Below are 15,435 nucleotides of genomic sequence, written 5' to 3' on the forward strand. Positions count from 1 at the left end.
TCCGTGACTAATAACTTTGTAACCGCTTAATGTACACGCGTACATTCTTTCATGCCATTTCACATTCGTCAACCTGAAATTTCTTTCACCCTTTAGTACTTCCCCCAAATCGGTCCGCCGCTTCGGGCATCAATGTATCTCAATTTACGGTTGACGAATCCACTAGAAGACTCAGACCGTGGAATAGTAACAAGTTCATAAATCAGCCGGTATACCGGCCGCTCCGCATTAGAATCCTTAATCCATTTAAGCTTGACATCCATATATCGCTTATAGATTTCTAAGGCTACATCGGGTGTTAGAAGCGGGGCAAGCCTGTGCTCAGCCAACTGTTGGAGCATCTCGCAAGAGACGCCGGAATAAAGGCAGGTATTCCCGGTTGCTGTGCTGATACTAATCGTTACCTGCTCTCCGTTAACCGGAATGTCGCCAATGTAGACCGGCAAAAAGAAAAACTCACGGCTGCGGGGTTCATCCTCCAGGTCATCCTTATCAACTTCCAGCCGCAGATAGGAAGCATAGTCCGGGAACACCTCACGCAGAAACCGTTCCGCTTTAACCCAGCATTGCTGACGGCTCAGGGGAGAAAGCGGCTGCTCCTTTCCCGGGCCATCCCGATGAAAGCGGAGCAAGGTTCCTGTCGTCTTTTCGATCAGCAGCTTAAACGGAGATTCCAGATTCCTGAGCTTGTCTCCCCACCTATACTTCATATATCCGTCTACAGAGAGTGCTGCCTGCTCAGGTTCATCTTCCAGTTCATCTATATGCCTGTACTGCAACATAATACGTTCGCCATCGTCTGAAGACTTCTCAAGCTCGTATAGCTCCGGATTTATGCCAAGCAGCTGCTCCCAGCCGGCAATGCTGCGGTTTGCACCCGCTTTTGTTTCTTCCAGCCCACTTCCCGCGGTTTCTGTCGGCCCTTCATCGACTTTGAGCGAATGAATTGATGGCAAAGCGTAATGTTCAGGTCCGAAGCAGTCCCTTCCGCTAACAGCATCAATAAACCGCATAAGCGGAGCCGGATTATATACCATCCGATACTCATCTTCTGTACCGGGCACATCGTAGATGGAAGGTGATAATGCTGTGATTTGCAGCTCCATATGGGTGTGACACAGCAATTGTTCTTTTACTGTACCCTCATTAACGAGGACGGCAGGCCATTCCGGTGTTGGAGCTGATTTAAGATGATGACGGTAACGGATAATGCCCAGCCCTTGATCCAGCGTCACCTCACAACCTGTGTCTGGGAGAGGCAGGCCACCGACTTCTTCTCTGTACGTAATTCGTCTTCTGCTGTAATCCGTATGAATCCAAGTCAAACCAGCCGCGTCCGGCGCATGCTTGCCCACAAAGGCATCTGCGATTTTTCTCGCTTCCTCCCCCATGCCCTTGGGATCTTCCCTGTCATTGGTTGCCTCATTAGGTTCCATATCCACATTCAAGTCCACCAGACAACCGGTAGCCAAATCCAGAGAGACTTCAAGGGTCCATTCCTTGTTCTCCGGGTCTTCCCAGATAAAAGAGCGATTGACCGCATCCCGCGTTGGCGTGCTGTCTTCCATCACCAAACGGTAATGCTGGGGAATTGCGACAATGTTCATTGCTTGCGTACGCAGTTTATCAAAGTTTGCTTCCATTTCAACCTCCAGCCAATTGAGTTACTCCGAATAATCTTTCAGCCAAACCTGTACATGCTTCAAAAAACGCCGGGTTGCCGGTGATGCATACTTCATAGAATGAACGGCAATACCAAGCGAACGAAAACTGCGCTCCTCCAGCTCCAGCATAGCTACATTATGATTCTGGCGCGAGATGACCATTTCAGGGAGAACACTGATGCCGAGACCATTTTCCACCATTGCAATGATGGCATAATCATCTCCGGCTGTGAATTTGATATTCGGCTGGATTCCCGCCCGCTCAAATACACGCCTGGCATCATAATCCGATCCGGCCTTCTGGATAATAAAATCCTCATAGGCCATTTGCGCAAGCGGCATATATGGTGATTTGCTCAAGGGATGTTCTTGGGAGAGGATGGCCAGCATCCGGTCCTTTTTCAGGGGAAACACCTCAAATTTATCCCGGGTGGGGAGTGAAATAAAACCGCAGTCGACGACCCCTGCCTCAATCCACTGCTCAATCTCCAGATAGCCGCCCTCCATCAGCTTGAATTCAATATAAGGGTATTCCTTCCGGAACTCCTTAATCATCCCCGGCAGCCAATGCACAGACACACTGGTAAACGTGCCAATCGTAATCGTCCCCGTTTCCAGCCCGTGAATGTCGGCAACCTGTTGCTTCAGCTGCTCATTCCATTTCAGGATCTCACGGATAGGCTGCATTACCTGCTCACCGTTGACAGTTAATTTGACCCCCGAGCGGTTTCTTACCAGCAGCGAAAAGCCGAATTCCATCTCCAGGCTGCTGATGGTATGACTGATCCCGGACTGGGTAAAGCCCAGAACATCAGCGGCTTTGGTCAGGCTGCCCAGCTCCACAACTTTCAGAAACACCTCATATTTAGTGATGCTCAAGGACTCCGGCCCCCTTCTTAACTTACATGAATTTTCCTCATGCTTCCTATGATAAACATTCAGTTACCTTATGTAATAAGCCATATTATACTATAATCACTTGACGTAAAGAAGGATGATGACGAGATGAAGCCGCTTAAGGCTGAGCTAATGCTCATTGTAGTAACAATGTTCTGGGGTTCCTCCTACATCTTCATGAAGATGGGACTGGATACACTGGGGGAATTTAATCTGATTGCACTGCGTTTCGGCCTTGCTTTTGTGCTGGCGGCCATTTTGTTTCACAAACGTCTACGCAGAATAGACCTTAGAACCTTGAAATATGGAGCACTGCTCGGATTCCTGCTGCTGGTCGTATTCACCTGCATCACCTTCGGACTGAAGACAACTACTACCTCCAATGCCGGATTTCTGGTCGCTTTGACCGTTATTTTTGTTCCACTGATCGATGTGCTTGTTTTCAGAAAAAGAGTCGCTCCCCCGCAGATCTTTGGCGCTGTGCTGGCCATTTCGGGGATCGGGCTCCTGACCTTAAATTCCTCGCTGCATGTGCAGCCGGGTGACCTGCTGTGCATCCTGTCAGCAGTATTTTATGCTGTGCAGATCCTTGTCACCGGCAAAGCGGTAAAAACCTGCGACTCCTTGAATATCGGCATTTTGCAGTTGGGTTTTGCCGGTGGGTACGCCCTTGTGCTGTCTGCTGTCTTCGAGACACCGTCATTGCCGTCTTCCATGCCAGGATGGATTGCCATTCTTGCGCTTGGCATTCTCTGCAGCGCCTGCGGCTTTATCTTACAGCCGGTAGCCCAGAAATACACTACCCCGACACGCACCGGCCTGATCTTCTCCCTTGAGCCTGTGTTTGCTGCCTTTTTCGGCTTCTGGTTTGCCCGGGAGCAGCTGTCCATGCAAGGTTACACCGGGGCAGCGCTAGTGCTGCTGGGGATCGTCGCCTCCGAACTGCTGGGAAAAATGCCGCTGAACGCGAACATGAACCGAATGCCGAGAAAACGCAGGGCGGATTTGTGAAACAGTCATGCCTATGGAGGCTTTGCGTAGGGATTTCGGATTTTTCGTAGATCATCCCATTTTGTGCCTTGCGCCCGCCGCACTGATCGTAGTGCCCCTGGTGCTGGCCGTATCTACCCGGAGCTGAAAAGCAAACTACGGATGAATGCCGTCTGACTGTGAATGTGTTCACCCGCTTGAATATCCAAGAAGGGGCTGTCCCATGAAATGACTACTTGGGAGAGCCCCTTCTTATGGTACGTGCAACTGCTTTTTATTCTACATTAAAGATAAAGTACTGTTTCGGAAAAGGCTCTTTAATCAGCGTAAAATGCCACCACTCTTTGCTGTACGGCTTAAACCCGTGCTTCACCATAACATCTTTCAAAAGCTTGCGGTTGGCATGCTGCTTGGCGCTGACCAGTGAAGTATTATAATAGGAGATCTCGCCGAAAAAATCATACGGGCTGCCCATATCGACCAGGGCACCCGTTTTTTTGTCGGCGAGAGACAGATCAATCGTGCTGCCTCTGGAATGTCCCGACTTTTTGGCGATAAAACCAAGCTTGAACAGATTCTGTTTGTCCAGCTTAGGATAATACTGCAGCTTCATCTTAATGTCTCCGGCATCCTGCGACCAGCGGACAAAATGATTAACTGCTTTTTGCGGGCGGTAAGCATCATATATTCTAAGAATGTATCCTTTTCGCTCCAAATCGTCACTAACCTTCTTCAATGCCGTCGCCGCCGTTTTTGAGAAGATCGCCAGAGGAGCTTTGTACCCGTCAACCCGTGTACCGGTAAAATTATTATCGCTATAATAACGAATTTCATATTGTGCGGTTGGAATGATCTCATCCAGATAAATAAAACCATTGGGCAGGTTATTCTTCTTCTGGGTGCTAACTTGCTGTGCTGATGCGCCTGCCTTCTGTCCGGGTTCACCTGCCGCTGTTGCAGAGCTTTCGGTGTTGCCTGAGGTCATCCCCAAGATCAGCAAGAGCAAGATCGCCGTCAGCCTTTTGCCTGTCCTATGCTGCTTCATAATTAAGATAAAGCTCCTTCCTTCCCCTAGTTCGGGTCCAAGTACGTATTAATAAACTTTTGAACATCAGGAGTAAACTCATTGTTATTGCGGTCCAGCAGTGCAAGCAGCTCCTCTAAGGCACTGAGAAGTTCGCTGTCTCCATTGCCGGTCAGTATTGCAGCTTCATAAGCTTGCCGGAGCTCAGAGTTAATAATAACCGGAGCACCTTCCTCCATATAATCATACGCTGGTGTATTGCCGGAGCCAATGAACAGATTTACTTTTTTACTCCACAGTGCAAGTTTGACCGCTTCAAGCCTGTCAGAGAGCGGATACCTGTTAACGAAATCTTCCATTGCAAGTGTCCTGGCCAAAAGCTCATTCCAGCTAATTATAATTGAGCCTTCCTTGAGACTAGGCTTGTTCGATTCTGCTGCCATCATATCTATATATGTTCCTATATCAGTTTTAATATGAGGCTTGAACGCCTTATAGCTTTCATAATTCATTACCGGATAGTACATACCTTCACTGGTTCTGATTCTATACCCTTTATCTCGTCCTTCAATTAGTACTGTACGTATCTTGGGATCTTTAATGTTGTTTAGTAAGGAGGTATAGGTAAGTCCGTTTTTCCGAACCGCTGCGTCAATCGCCTGACGGACCGCTTCCGGATACAATTTTTTCGTATATTTCGGCAGCTCGGCCTTCTGCGCATTTTCTAACTGCAAAGTCATTTGGGTAGCATACCAGAGCCCGGCTTCGTCAATATGATTGATGAGATAGCTGCGAGCCTTAGCGAGTGTGGATGACTGCTGTACATACGTCTGGAACTGTTTGTACACGGCTGCGGATTGCTGTGTACCAGCGGCGTAAGCAGGCTGAGCTACGAATGCTGAGTATCCTGCCGCCGCACCCAGAAGAATGGATAAGCTGAGCAGGATCTTTCTATTCCAATGTGAACCGAATTGGCTCTGCTGTTTCATAATGCCCCCCGTATAGTACGTGATTCATGTTCAGCAGGTGTGATATCCTTGCGCCGGTAGATGCCCATAAGCAGTCCAAGCGCCGCATATTCAATGGAGACCAGGTTGATCTCGATTCCCCCAAAAGCCAAAAAATAAGTCCGGCTCCCGTTCACATAGAGGCCCCATTTCAAACTTGCGACTATCCCAGCTATTGAAAAGATGTACAGCAGCCAGGACAGCTTTTGAAGCCTGCGAAAATTGATGAAATAGCAGGCAGTCATTAAAGCAATCCCGATCAACATAAAGCTAAATTGCTTCGGCAGAAAGCTTGCAGGAACTCTCGGGTTGTTCATAAAGCTTGCTTCCAATGAGCTCATCCCCAGCAGTCCAATCGCAGAGAACAACAGCAGAGCTCCCAGCAAACCCCATGGGGTCCTTGGTTTATGAATATGATGCAGATCCTTTCCCACAGCTTTCGGATCACCCATTTGCGCAATCGCCAAAACTTCTGCTTCTGCTTTGGATGCACCAAGACTTTCCTGCTCAATCATCAGATCCTCCAAATGGCTGCTAAGCTCGCTGCGGATCTCGGCATGCATTTTCTTGGCTTTGACTTCACCGCATACGTTGTCCAAATACTGCTCCAGCCCACTCTTCGACTCCACTATGCTCCACCCTCCCCAAGTACAGTATCCACCGCTTTTTTAAATAAACGCCACTCGGACTGTTTCTCCTTCAGTTTCTCCGCGCCTTCCTTCAATATCCGGTAATATTTGCGCTTCCGCCCCTCAACCTCTACCCAGCAAGACTCTACCCAGCGCTCACTTTCCATCGCATGGAGAATGGGATACAGTGTGCCTTCTTTTAAGGAAAACACACCTTCCGAACGTTGCTCCAGCTCCTTGATCAGCTCATATCCGTACTGCGGCTTGTCCAGCAGCAGCGTTAGTATCAACGTCCCCGTGCTGCCCTTCAGCATTTCTTTGCTGACTTTCATTTTGATAACACTCCCTTCAGGATTCAATTAGACCAAAGTCTAAACACCGTTCCTTAATACATCGTTATTCTATGTATACTATACATTATTTCACAAATATCGTCCATCATATGGAAAAAGCACACCCGCATTGCGGATGTGCTTCTAAAACTGCAAATGTTCTTATTAGTGCATCATGCCTTGTGCTTTGTGCTGTACAATGACACGTTTCAGGAAGAAGGCGACAACCAGTCCAACAATAGCCATAATCATTCCGAAGATAAAGGCGTTCTGAACCCCATGTGTAAATGCCGGAACAATATTGATAGGATCGGCTGGATTAGTTACGGTCTTCATGAAGCTCTTCGAGCCAGCGGTCATAATGCTGACTGCCAAGGCAGTACCGATTGCACCGGCTACCTGCTGCAGTGTATTCATAATGGCAGTTCCATCGGGATAATATTGCAGCGGCAGCTGGTTAATCCCGTTCGTCTGGGCAGGCATCATAATCATCGAAATCCCGATCATCAGTGCACTATGAAGCACGATAACGAAAACAACGGTGGATGTTGGAGTGATGTTGGAGAAGAACCACAAGGATACCGCTACAAGGGCCAACCCCGGAATCACGAGCCACTTAGGTCCATATTTATCGAACAAACGTCCCATAATCGGCGACATCAGACCATTGATAATTCCGCCTGGAAGCAGAAGCAGACCGGCTTTGAAGGCAGTATAACCTTGGCCTTGCTGCAGATACATCGGAAGAATCAGCATGGATGAAAGGATAACCATCATACAGATGAAGACCATAAGCACGCCGACTGTAAACATAGGATATTTGAATGCACGCAGATTAATCATTGGCTGCTTCATCGCTAATTGGCGAACAGCGAACAGCACGAGTGCTACTACACCGATAGCGATGGCAATAATAACTTTCGGGCTTCCCCAGCCCGCTTCTTCACCGGCACTGCTGAATCCGTAGACAATGCCTCCAAAACCGAACGAAGACAGCAGAATGGAAAGTGCATCAATTTTCGGCTTCGTCACTTCAGATACGTTCTGCATAAACAGAATTCCAAAGATCAGTGCAGCTACCAGGAACGGCAGCGACAGCCAGAAAATCCAGTGCCAGCTTAAGCTCTCAATCAACAGTCCGGCAATGGTTGGGCCGATTGCAGGAGCAACCATGATCACGAGTCCAATCAGTCCCATCGCGCCCCCTCTTTTCTCTGCTGGGATGATGAGCAGAATCGTATTGAACATCAGCGGCAGAAGCAGTGCAGTTCCCATCGCTTGCACGACGCGTGCCGTGAGCAGAAACTCAAAACTTGGCGAAATGGCAGCCAGGAAGGTTCCCAGAATTGAGAAACTTACTGCAGCGATAAACAGTTGTCTTGTTGTGAACCATTGTAGCAGCAGGCCCGAGATCGGAACGAGAATTCCTAGTGTCAGCAAGTAAGCTGTTGTCAGCCATTGGGCCGTTGTAGGTGTGATATTCAGAACCTGCATTAAATCCGTCAATGCCACGTTCAACGCAGTCTCACTGAACATGCCGATAAATCCGGCGAGCAATAAGGAGACGAGGATCGGAATTGTCTTGAACTTTCTTTCTGGGGTTTGCTTCTTTCCTTGCATCGTTGCTTCCACTCTTGTATCCTCCTGAAAATGTATAGTTTTCTCTCTATATTCTTTCTTGTCAATCCAGTATGGCGGGTATAGCTCTAGCAGCTGCAAGCAGCGGCTGTGTATTGCGGTACGTCAATGTCTGGAGCAGTGCCCCTTCAAACAAAGAGATCACAACGGAAGCCTTATCGGCTGCCATTTGTTGATCTGTGCCTTCAGCAAGCAGCTGTTGCATGACAACGTCCTGCCAGTCGTTGAATACGGCTTGGCATGCCGTCCGCAGCTCCTCGCTGACGCAGGAGGTTTCTACAGACAGCCAGAAGCTGAACGGAACAACGCCTTTAAAGGTTGAGTTCTCAGCATCAGCAGCCATTCCCAGAATGAAATCCTGAATCGCGATTGCCGCACTTTTGCCATTTTCCACATAATGACGCAGCTGCTTAGCGACGATCTCACTGGTCCGGTTAATGCAGGTCAAGGCCAGCTCCTCTTTGCCACGGGGAAAATAATAATATAGCGATCCCTTCGGCGATTCACTGTCTTTGATGATCTGACTTAGCCCGGTAGCATGGTAACCTTGGGTAAAAAACAACCTTGAAGCGGTGTCCACAATCGCCTCCCGTGCATTGTGCTTGTTCGACAAGCTCTACACTTCCTTTTACTTTTATAACAATCGGTCTACATAATAAAACCACGGAAGAGGCCTAAATGTCAACGTGAAATTATTTTAAAATTAAACATTACGGTGCCAATTGAAAATCACCACTCTAGCTAGATAAGGAACTGTAGATCAAATTGAAGAAGCCTGAAAATGAAAAAACTGACCAAGATAAAGCCACCTGGTCAGAATTTTTAACTTGTATTCAAAGCAGAGTCACTAATCCAGTTCCTGACACCACTCTCTCATGTTGATAAATATCTTTTTAATAACAAGACTGCTTTAGCCCGGTCATTGGTACCGATCTTGGAATAAATGTCACTTAAATAGTTTTTTACAGTTCCCTGAGTCAAAAATAATTTTTCGGCAATTTCCTTTGAGTTGTATCCTTCAATAAGCAGCCTTGCAAGGTCAAGTTCTTTTTGCGTTAGCTCAAGTTCCTTACCTGCTTTTTCAAACCCCCTGTTCTTATTGCGGATCGTGAGAGCAAGCTTTTTTGCCACTTTACCAGTAAGCAGCAAATTTCCGGAGAGCGCTTCATCGATGGATTGAACAAGCTTCTCTCCATCGATGTCTTTAAGCAAATAACCGGAAGCTCCGTTGCATAAAGCCTCTATAATATACTCATCATCGTCAAAGGTCGTTAAGATGAGTATAATCACATGCGGGTGGAGCTCCTTAATGGCTTCGGTTGCCTTTACGCCTCCCATACCCGGCATGCGGATGTCCATCAGGATGACATCCGGAACAACCGAGTGAAGCCGTTCAAGCGCTTCTTCGCCGGTTTGGGCCGTCCCAACGATCTCTATCTCCGATCTTATCGAAAGCAAAGTTTCCAGACCTTCAAGCATAATTTTATGATCATCCACAAGCATGACGCTGATTTTGCGATCGCTATCCATTAACCGTCCCCCTTTGCAACAGGCATCCGGACATGGAGTGCAAATCCCTTCATAGGCTCACTTTGCACACTCAATTGACCTCCGATGGCCTCAATTCTTTCTTCCATCGTTTTCAGACCAAACCCATATATGAATGAATCGCTGCCGATTCCATTGTCCTTTACCCTAATATGAATCGTATCTTGCTGCTCAAGGACAGAGATCTCCATTGCACTTGCTTTGCCATGTTTTAGCGCATTGGTGATCGATTCCTTTATGAAGTTGATCATAACATACTTCTGAAGAGAGATTAGATGGGTGACCTCCTCAAAATGTAAAATAAATTGAACGCCCGTCTGCTTCTCCGTATCGGTCATGATCTTCTGTATTCCTTCCTTAAGCCCCAAGTCGCCAATAGTCCCTTCCTTTGCTTTTAATGTTTTGACAACCTGACGGATATTGCCGAGTCCTTGCTTCAGCTGCTCGCGTGCGATAAGGATCTTCCGAAGAGATTCCTCCGGTTTTCTATCGAAGAGCAGTTGGGCTCCCTCAAGGGCGACGATCGCTGTAGTTAACGTGTGTCCCACCGTATCATGAACTTCTTCCGCAATCCGCGTTCTCTCTTTTAATGCCGCCATCTCTTCTCTCGTTCTAGCTTCCTGGATCAAAGATTCGTTTAATCGAAGATTCATATCCCTTTGATTGAGCAGCAGCTTGGTGCTCCAGATTGGTATTACCAAAAACGAATAGCTCAAAATATGGAACATATTCCGCCATAAATCTTCTCCGCCTGGTGACCACAAAAAAATGTAGGCTAAATATCCACCATAGGCAAACGGAAAAGCGTACCACGACTTGTAGTGCAAGAGAAGATCCGCAATAAAAAGAACAAATACGATACTCTCGATTTCTGTTCTGCTTCCCAGGAATAGAAGAAAGAGGAGAACGATTTCGACAATCGGGGATACGGCTACAATGGGATGATACTCGGGATGATTTAACACTCGTTTCGAGTGTCTTAAGAAATAGAGCCCGATCAGGATCGAAACAACCACAAAGCCTTTATATTGAGATAAAACAAAGTAAAGCAATAACAGGACCACATAAGAGCATGCCAGTCCATAGAAAAATAATCTCGATACTTTCGTATTGCTTAGGGTATGAACTGTTGAAATATTCATGAAACCACACATCCTTTAGAAATCGCTCACTTCACAGCATGATTCCTAGAATGGCCGCAATAACGCCTAAAAGCACTGGTATGGCTTCCACCCCGTGAATGATGACGGATGGCCAAAAGCTGCGATATCTGACATTTAAAAAGCCGAAAAAAATCGATCCGATGAGAATCATAGGAATATCCGTTATTTTATGCAGATGGTAAAAAGCGAACAAAACGCCGTTCATGGCCCAATCCCATCTTCCAAAGGCTCCCTTCATCTGCGGCAGCAGAATGCCGCGGAAGAACAACTCTTCTCCCAGTAAATAATTAAACAAACAACTGACAAGCGCAATACCGAGCAGATACCAGGCACCGACAAATTCAGGAGCCATCAGATTTTGTATCTTTGTATACTCCTGAGGAGCCATAAACGGGAAAAGCCGGTTGAGCGCTTCTCCTACAAACTGGAACAAACCTGAGTTTTCAAAGAAAAAAGCGTATAGGATGATCGGAAGCGTGAATGAATAAGCAACTTTGTAGACTTTAAACTTTTTCGGATGAACCGGATGATTCAGCCACAGTCTTTTTTTCAGCTTCCCCCAGCTTAAATTGCCCAGTTCTTTTTTCAAGATGATGACAGATAGTACAAACTGCCAGATCATGCCGACAATCATAAGCATCCAAAAGACAATAAGCGGATGAAAATTGACGATTGGCACCAGAAACGGCATCAGTCCGAATCGAATAAAGAACATTGGCAACGTGACTAAAGCCCATAAACCCAATATTTTTCCAACACTATACTGCTTGATTTCTATTTCGTTATTCAACATTCCCGCTCCTTCTTGACAAATATATTTCCCGTCGTAAATATATTAAAAAAGAGCGTCATATGATAAGTGACGATCGTCATAAACCATCCGAAAGAAGGGAGTTCTCCCCACAATTGGACGGCTTCCGTCGTTCAGTTATTATCAAAAAAAGCCCTCAATCCCGAAGGAAAGAGGGTCTTAAAATGATGTGCCTACTGTGCGATTTTAACTGTAAAGCATCTACTATTGATGTTTTTCCAGAACTCGTAACACCTTATAATCTCAATATCCAATATTCATAGTCGATAAAAGTGTACTTCCTAAGATGAGAGCTGATAATATAGGGGTCAGTATTAATATAATTCACATCATCATGTCCCAGAAGCTTTAAAAAATTATGGGCAAACGTTGTCTTTCCAGATGCACCATGACCCGAAATCCCAATGGTGACTCTTTTAACCTCACCGCTAATCAAATTGGCTATCTTCTGTAATACCTTATCCATATTTGCCCCCATTTCATTCTATTAATTGATGTTCATTAACTCTCCATATATACATTCAACACTACGCTTTTTTTGGTTATGCGGTCATCTTTTTTTCAACTTTTCGAGCTAGTTTTAATGCACCTTGATCGATATACTTCATATAATAATGCGACAAAATAAATAAGGGCACCATGGAAACCATAAACGTAATTGCATAGGCAAGATTATAACTAAAATGATGAATCACTTTACTAAACAGGAACGCGGAGAACGTATTTAGGAAAGTGAAATGAATGAGGTAAAGAGAAAATGAAATCTGTCCTAAATAAGCAAACGGTTTCCATCCAAACATTAGCTGCAGCAGTTTTAAACGAAGCAAAGCAAACAAAATCATAGCAGAACCTAGGGTTCGTGCAAGAAGTCGTGGATCGATGTTAAATTGAGTCCATTCATTGATATTTTTTGTCCACACTTCTATGGGTTCGTACATAGTCCCCATTAATGCAGTATAAGGCGCCGAACCTAAGTAAATTCCCATTAAAAGCACAAGTACTGCTGTTATTTTACTTTGGACCCATTTGAGCTTGAGCAAATCGGCAAGCAGCATTCCCCACAAAAAAGCGACAAAATAGGTTTGAATAAACACAATGGATAAGACCACATACACAATCCATCTTTTTTTCACTCGTCCAAATAAAGCAAGAAAACCAAAAATTAAAAAAGAGCCTAATAGCTCATAGCCCATTGTCCAAAGAACTGGATTGTAAGGCTGTGCTTTAAAACGGAAAAATGGATCAAAAATAGCAGCCTTGATAACGGTATATACATTTGTATCTAAAGCGTAGTAGTCCTTTTTCATATCCGTCCATGTTGTTCCCCATATTTCTTGGAGATGAAAGGCATTCGTAATAATTGCTAGATACACAAACAATACGGATACCGCTGCCGGCACGGCAAGCCGAATGTACCTTCGTATGGCGCTGGAATGCAACAATTTTTGAAAGTTCTCACTATCGAGCTCTTTTTCAAACATTTTGACACTGAGCACATAACCACTTAGCACAAAAAACAAGCAAACAGCAAATTGTCCATTATAAAATAAATTAATCGGAGAATGTCCGTACCAGATATCCCATTTAAAATGAGCTTGTTGCGGTCTTCCATTTAACGCAGCTGGATAAAATACTTGTATGTAGTGCGAAATAACCACGGCAAATGCCGCGAGTCCCCTAATGCCATCCAAATAGAATAGCTTTTTTTCGGATGTCTCTTTATTCATTTTCCCCTCTACTTTCACAGATAAAACTATTATAACCTGCGACTTAAATTTCACTGATTCCCTTTCCATCAAAGTGTTATATGCCCTCATGTTTTTTTGAGTTATCGTTTCCCGATAGTTCAATGACTAATTACTTAGTAAAAGTTTCATACCATCATGACTAGCAACAAATCCAAGTCGTTCATAGAACCGATGGGCATCTTTACGTTTTTTATCAGTTGTCAGTTGAATTATCCCGCACCCCATTGCTCTAGCCTCATTAATAGCATAACGAAATAAGGACTCTCCAACTCCTTTGCCTCGATAATCACTGTCAATACGAACACCTTCAATTTGACCGCGTGTCGTTCCTAATCTTGCAATCCCCGGAATAATAGTAAGCTGAAGACGACCAATAACTTTGTTGTTATCCAAAGCAACGATTATGGAATTACCAATCTGCTGTTCAATCTTTGCAAAAGCATCAATGTATGCTTTTGGCAGTGGGTGTTCAAAACGCTCACGGGTAGCCCCCAATTCATCATCCGCTAATAAACGGACAATTGCAGGAAGATGGTTTACATTTGCAGTTTTGAATTCCATAATGACCTCCAATATCTCATTGTTTTGTTAAAATACTATATTACAATGGTATACCTTCTTCAACAAGACTGCCCTTTGCTTCAGTAAGCTCCCCCTCAACGTTGCAGCTTCTTTCGCTGTAGACAACCGTCAGATGAGCAACTATTCCCATCCCCCCCCTTAGTTGTTTCGAGAGCTCTGTCCAGATCATGTGATGCTTCTATAATGGCTGGCTCCAAATTACTCAGCCATTCGGAATACTCTAGACATGTTACCATGGATGGATCCTTCCTTAGCTTCTTGCATCGCTTCAAATTCTCTTTCCATCCGCCACTAAGATGTAAAAGCCCCCAATCTGCTGCTTGGCTTTTAGACAGGATGACACCTTCCTGCCACCAAGCTATAAATTTGGAAGCTAACAGGAGCCAGTCAACGGAATGTAGGCTATTTCCCTTGCCAAACTTCCGCATGCACTTGGCATATTCTTTAAAAAAGCTAATGAACTCTTCCCTCGAGTACGATGGCACATTGTCTAGATGGGACTTACCATACAACAAGATACTCTGCTCCTTGATCGTGTACAAGGTGAACAGGTCTAATTGATTTTCCGTCCAGACGGATTCACGCTTTGTTCCCCACCACAAGCCGCTGCCCTTTCCCCCACTCAGCATACTAATCGTAAGAAAGGCACCCTCAAGCATATCGGTGTAGAGGTTGGGGATCTGTCTATCGACGGATCTTCTAAGAAGGGATGATCTATAAATGGATCTTTGTTTGTTTAAAAGTTCGATTTCATTTTGGCTAAGGTCCTCTCCGATTACAACGAGAAAATCTAAATCCCCGTATCCCGGGGATAAATCATTGTGGATGGCCGAACCGTAAAGGTAAATGCTTCGCAACTTTCTATTAAGAATGGCTCGGATATCATCGACAAATATGGACAAGGTTCGCTCAAGTGTTTCGTCTTCAAATGATTGGATCAACATTAAGATCGCTCCATTTTGAATTTCTATTTTTAGTTTTTGCAAATACTATAATACCACCATATTGGAACCCTATCTTCTGTCCTATAGTTAGCAAAGGCTGCCGTATGGATCCGCGGCAGCCTGTTCTTGGAATTATGATGGTATAATTTCTACGTTAGTTCAACAATCAATCCACGTGTTCCTCAGCCACCGAATGAATACCTCAGGTTCATCCGGGTCAAATAACCCGTCGTCTTTTATAAGCTGACTTTTAATCAAATCATCAATGAGCCGATCGGTTACATCGCTGCTCGTAGTTCACTGAACTATCGTTCGCGGCTAGCTCAACCAGTCATACCCATAGATATTAGCACACATTAGAACCAACCTGCCCGTTTAGCTTAATAAAGACACCTGGAACACGAACAATGCCCTTCCGGCTTCCTGCAGGGAAGCGAAAGGGCTGAAAAGTTTGCTTT

Annotated in this window: 16 protein-coding genes; 1 reads left to right on the forward strand and 15 read right to left on the reverse strand. The window is 45.3% G+C overall.

Translation table 11 applies throughout. The annotated features are described in order from the left end of the window. Positions 1-92: 92 nt before the first annotated feature. Positions 93-1,643: a YcdB/YcdC domain-containing protein gene (locus ACQ76X_RS19320; protein WP_438495493.1), complete on the reverse strand. Its 1,551-nt coding sequence runs from the start codon at positions 1,641-1,643 to the stop codon at positions 93-95. 21 nt (positions 1,644-1,664) lie between these two features. Beyond that, a complete protein-coding gene (locus ACQ76X_RS19325; protein WP_438495494.1) occupies positions 1,665-2,543 on the reverse strand; it encodes a LysR family transcriptional regulator in 879 nt (292 codons plus the stop codon). 126 nt (positions 2,544-2,669) lie between these two features. On the opposite strand from ACQ76X_RS19325, the gene ACQ76X_RS19330 reads away from it, so the two are divergent. Next, entirely contained in the window at positions 2,670-3,572 is a 903-nt protein-coding gene (locus ACQ76X_RS19330) for a DMT family transporter (RefSeq protein WP_438495495.1), read from the forward strand. 253 nt (positions 3,573-3,825) lie between these two features. Here ACQ76X_RS19330 and ACQ76X_RS19335 read toward each other — a convergent pair whose 3' ends face one another. The 13 genes from ACQ76X_RS19335 to ACQ76X_RS19395 all read right to left on the reverse strand — a co-directional run bounded on the left by ACQ76X_RS19335 (position 3,826) and on the right by ACQ76X_RS19395 (position 15,019). After that, positions 3,826-4,596 (reverse strand): M15 family metallopeptidase, encoded by a 771-nt coding sequence (locus ACQ76X_RS19335; RefSeq protein ID WP_438495496.1) that lies wholly within the window; start codon positions 4,594-4,596, stop codon positions 3,826-3,828. Positions 4,597-4,622: 26 nt separating this feature from the next. Next, positions 4,623-5,564 (reverse strand): hypothetical protein, encoded by a 942-nt coding sequence (locus ACQ76X_RS19340; RefSeq protein ID WP_438495497.1) that lies wholly within the window; start codon positions 5,562-5,564, stop codon positions 4,623-4,625. Next, a complete protein-coding gene (locus ACQ76X_RS19345; RefSeq protein ID WP_438495498.1) occupies positions 5,561-6,211 on the reverse strand; it encodes a permease prefix domain 1-containing protein in 651 nt (216 codons plus the stop codon). The genes ACQ76X_RS19340 and ACQ76X_RS19345 overlap by 4 nt, the downstream gene beginning before the upstream one ends. Next, the gene (locus ACQ76X_RS19350) at positions 6,211-6,543 is read right to left on the reverse strand and encodes a PadR family transcriptional regulator (protein ID WP_438495499.1); all 333 of its coding nucleotides are present in this window, start codon (positions 6,541-6,543) and stop codon (positions 6,211-6,213) included. Before ACQ76X_RS19350 ends, ACQ76X_RS19345 begins: the two co-directional genes overlap by 1 nt. 165 nt (positions 6,544-6,708) lie before the next feature. Beyond that, positions 6,709-8,163 carry a DHA2 family efflux MFS transporter permease subunit gene (locus tag ACQ76X_RS19355; RefSeq protein ID WP_438495589.1) on the reverse strand — a complete coding sequence of 485 codons (1,455 nt, stop codon included), beginning with the start codon at positions 8,161-8,163 and terminating at the stop codon, positions 6,709-6,711. 61 nt (positions 8,164-8,224) lie between these two features. Continuing rightward, entirely contained in the window at positions 8,225-8,794 is a 570-nt protein-coding gene (locus tag ACQ76X_RS19360) for a TetR/AcrR family transcriptional regulator (protein ID WP_038591368.1), read from the reverse strand. Positions 8,795-9,054: 260 nt separating this feature from the next. Next, the gene (locus tag ACQ76X_RS19365) at positions 9,055-9,711 is read right to left on the reverse strand and encodes a response regulator (RefSeq protein ID WP_438495500.1); all 657 of its coding nucleotides are present in this window, start codon (positions 9,709-9,711) and stop codon (positions 9,055-9,057) included. Next, the gene (locus ACQ76X_RS19370) at positions 9,711-10,871 is read right to left on the reverse strand and encodes a sensor histidine kinase (RefSeq protein WP_438495501.1); all 1,161 of its coding nucleotides are present in this window, start codon (positions 10,869-10,871) and stop codon (positions 9,711-9,713) included. The genes ACQ76X_RS19365 and ACQ76X_RS19370 overlap by 1 nt, the downstream gene beginning before the upstream one ends. A gap of 31 nt (positions 10,872-10,902) precedes the next feature. Next, complete coding sequence (locus ACQ76X_RS19375) at positions 10,903-11,685, reverse strand: lysostaphin resistance A-like protein (RefSeq protein WP_438495502.1); 783 nt, start codon at positions 11,683-11,685, stop codon at positions 10,903-10,905. 253 nt (positions 11,686-11,938) lie between these two features. Beyond that, on the reverse strand, positions 11,939-12,169 hold the full coding sequence (locus ACQ76X_RS19380; RefSeq protein WP_438495503.1) for a hypothetical protein: 231 nt from the start codon (positions 12,167-12,169) through the stop codon (positions 11,939-11,941). Positions 12,170-12,245: 76 nt separating this feature from the next. After that, positions 12,246-13,430 carry an acyltransferase family protein gene (locus tag ACQ76X_RS19385; protein WP_438495504.1) on the reverse strand — a complete coding sequence of 395 codons (1,185 nt, stop codon included), beginning with the start codon at positions 13,428-13,430 and terminating at the stop codon, positions 12,246-12,248. 126 nt (positions 13,431-13,556) lie between these two features. After that, positions 13,557-14,012 carry a GNAT family N-acetyltransferase gene (locus tag ACQ76X_RS19390; RefSeq protein ID WP_438495505.1) on the reverse strand — a complete coding sequence of 152 codons (456 nt, stop codon included), beginning with the start codon at positions 14,010-14,012 and terminating at the stop codon, positions 13,557-13,559. 95 nt (positions 14,013-14,107) lie between these two features. Then, entirely contained in the window at positions 14,108-15,019 is a 912-nt protein-coding gene (locus ACQ76X_RS19395; protein WP_438495506.1) for an aminoglycoside adenylyltransferase domain-containing protein, read from the reverse strand. Positions 15,020-15,435: the final 416 nt, after the last annotated feature.

The sequence above is a fragment of the Paenibacillus sp. IHBB 3054 genome (assembly GCF_051594305.1).
Lineage (GTDB): Bacteria > Bacillota > Bacilli > Paenibacillales > Paenibacillaceae > Paenibacillus_AQ.

Coding starts and splice junctions, on each gene's coding strand:
- ACQ76X_RS19320 (WP_438495493.1), bottom strand. CDS start 1,643: ATGGAAGCAAACTTTGATAAACTGCGTACGCAAGCAATGAACATTGTC.
- ACQ76X_RS19330 (WP_438495495.1), top strand. CDS start 2,670: ATGAAGCCGCTTAAGGCTGAGCTAATGCTCATTGTAGTAACAATGTTC.
- ACQ76X_RS19335 (WP_438495496.1), bottom strand. CDS start 4,596: ATGAAGCAGCATAGGACAGGCAAAAGGCTGACGGCGATCTTGCTCTTG.
- ACQ76X_RS19340 (WP_438495497.1), bottom strand. CDS start 5,564: ATGAAACAGCAGAGCCAATTCGGTTCACATTGGAATAGAAAGATCCTG.
- ACQ76X_RS19350 (WP_438495499.1), bottom strand. CDS start 6,543: ATGAAAGTCAGCAAAGAAATGCTGAAGGGCAGCACGGGGACGTTGATA.
- ACQ76X_RS19355 (WP_438495589.1), bottom strand. CDS start 8,163: ATGCAAGGAAAGAAGCAAACCCCAGAAAGAAAGTTCAAGACAATTCCG.
- ACQ76X_RS19365 (WP_438495500.1), bottom strand. CDS start 9,711: ATGGATAGCGATCGCAAAATCAGCGTCATGCTTGTGGATGATCATAAA.
- ACQ76X_RS19370 (WP_438495501.1), bottom strand. CDS start 10,871: ATGAATATTTCAACAGTTCATACCCTAAGCAATACGAAAGTATCGAGA.
- ACQ76X_RS19375 (WP_438495502.1), bottom strand. CDS start 11,685: ATGTTGAATAACGAAATAGAAATCAAGCAGTATAGTGTTGGAAAAATA.
- ACQ76X_RS19380 (WP_438495503.1), bottom strand. CDS start 12,169: ATGGATAAGGTATTACAGAAGATAGCCAATTTGATTAGCGGTGAGGTT.
- ACQ76X_RS19385 (WP_438495504.1), bottom strand. CDS start 13,430: ATGAATAAAGAGACATCCGAAAAAAAGCTATTCTATTTGGATGGCATT.
- ACQ76X_RS19390 (WP_438495505.1), bottom strand. CDS start 14,012: ATGGAATTCAAAACTGCAAATGTAAACCATCTTCCTGCAATTGTCCGT.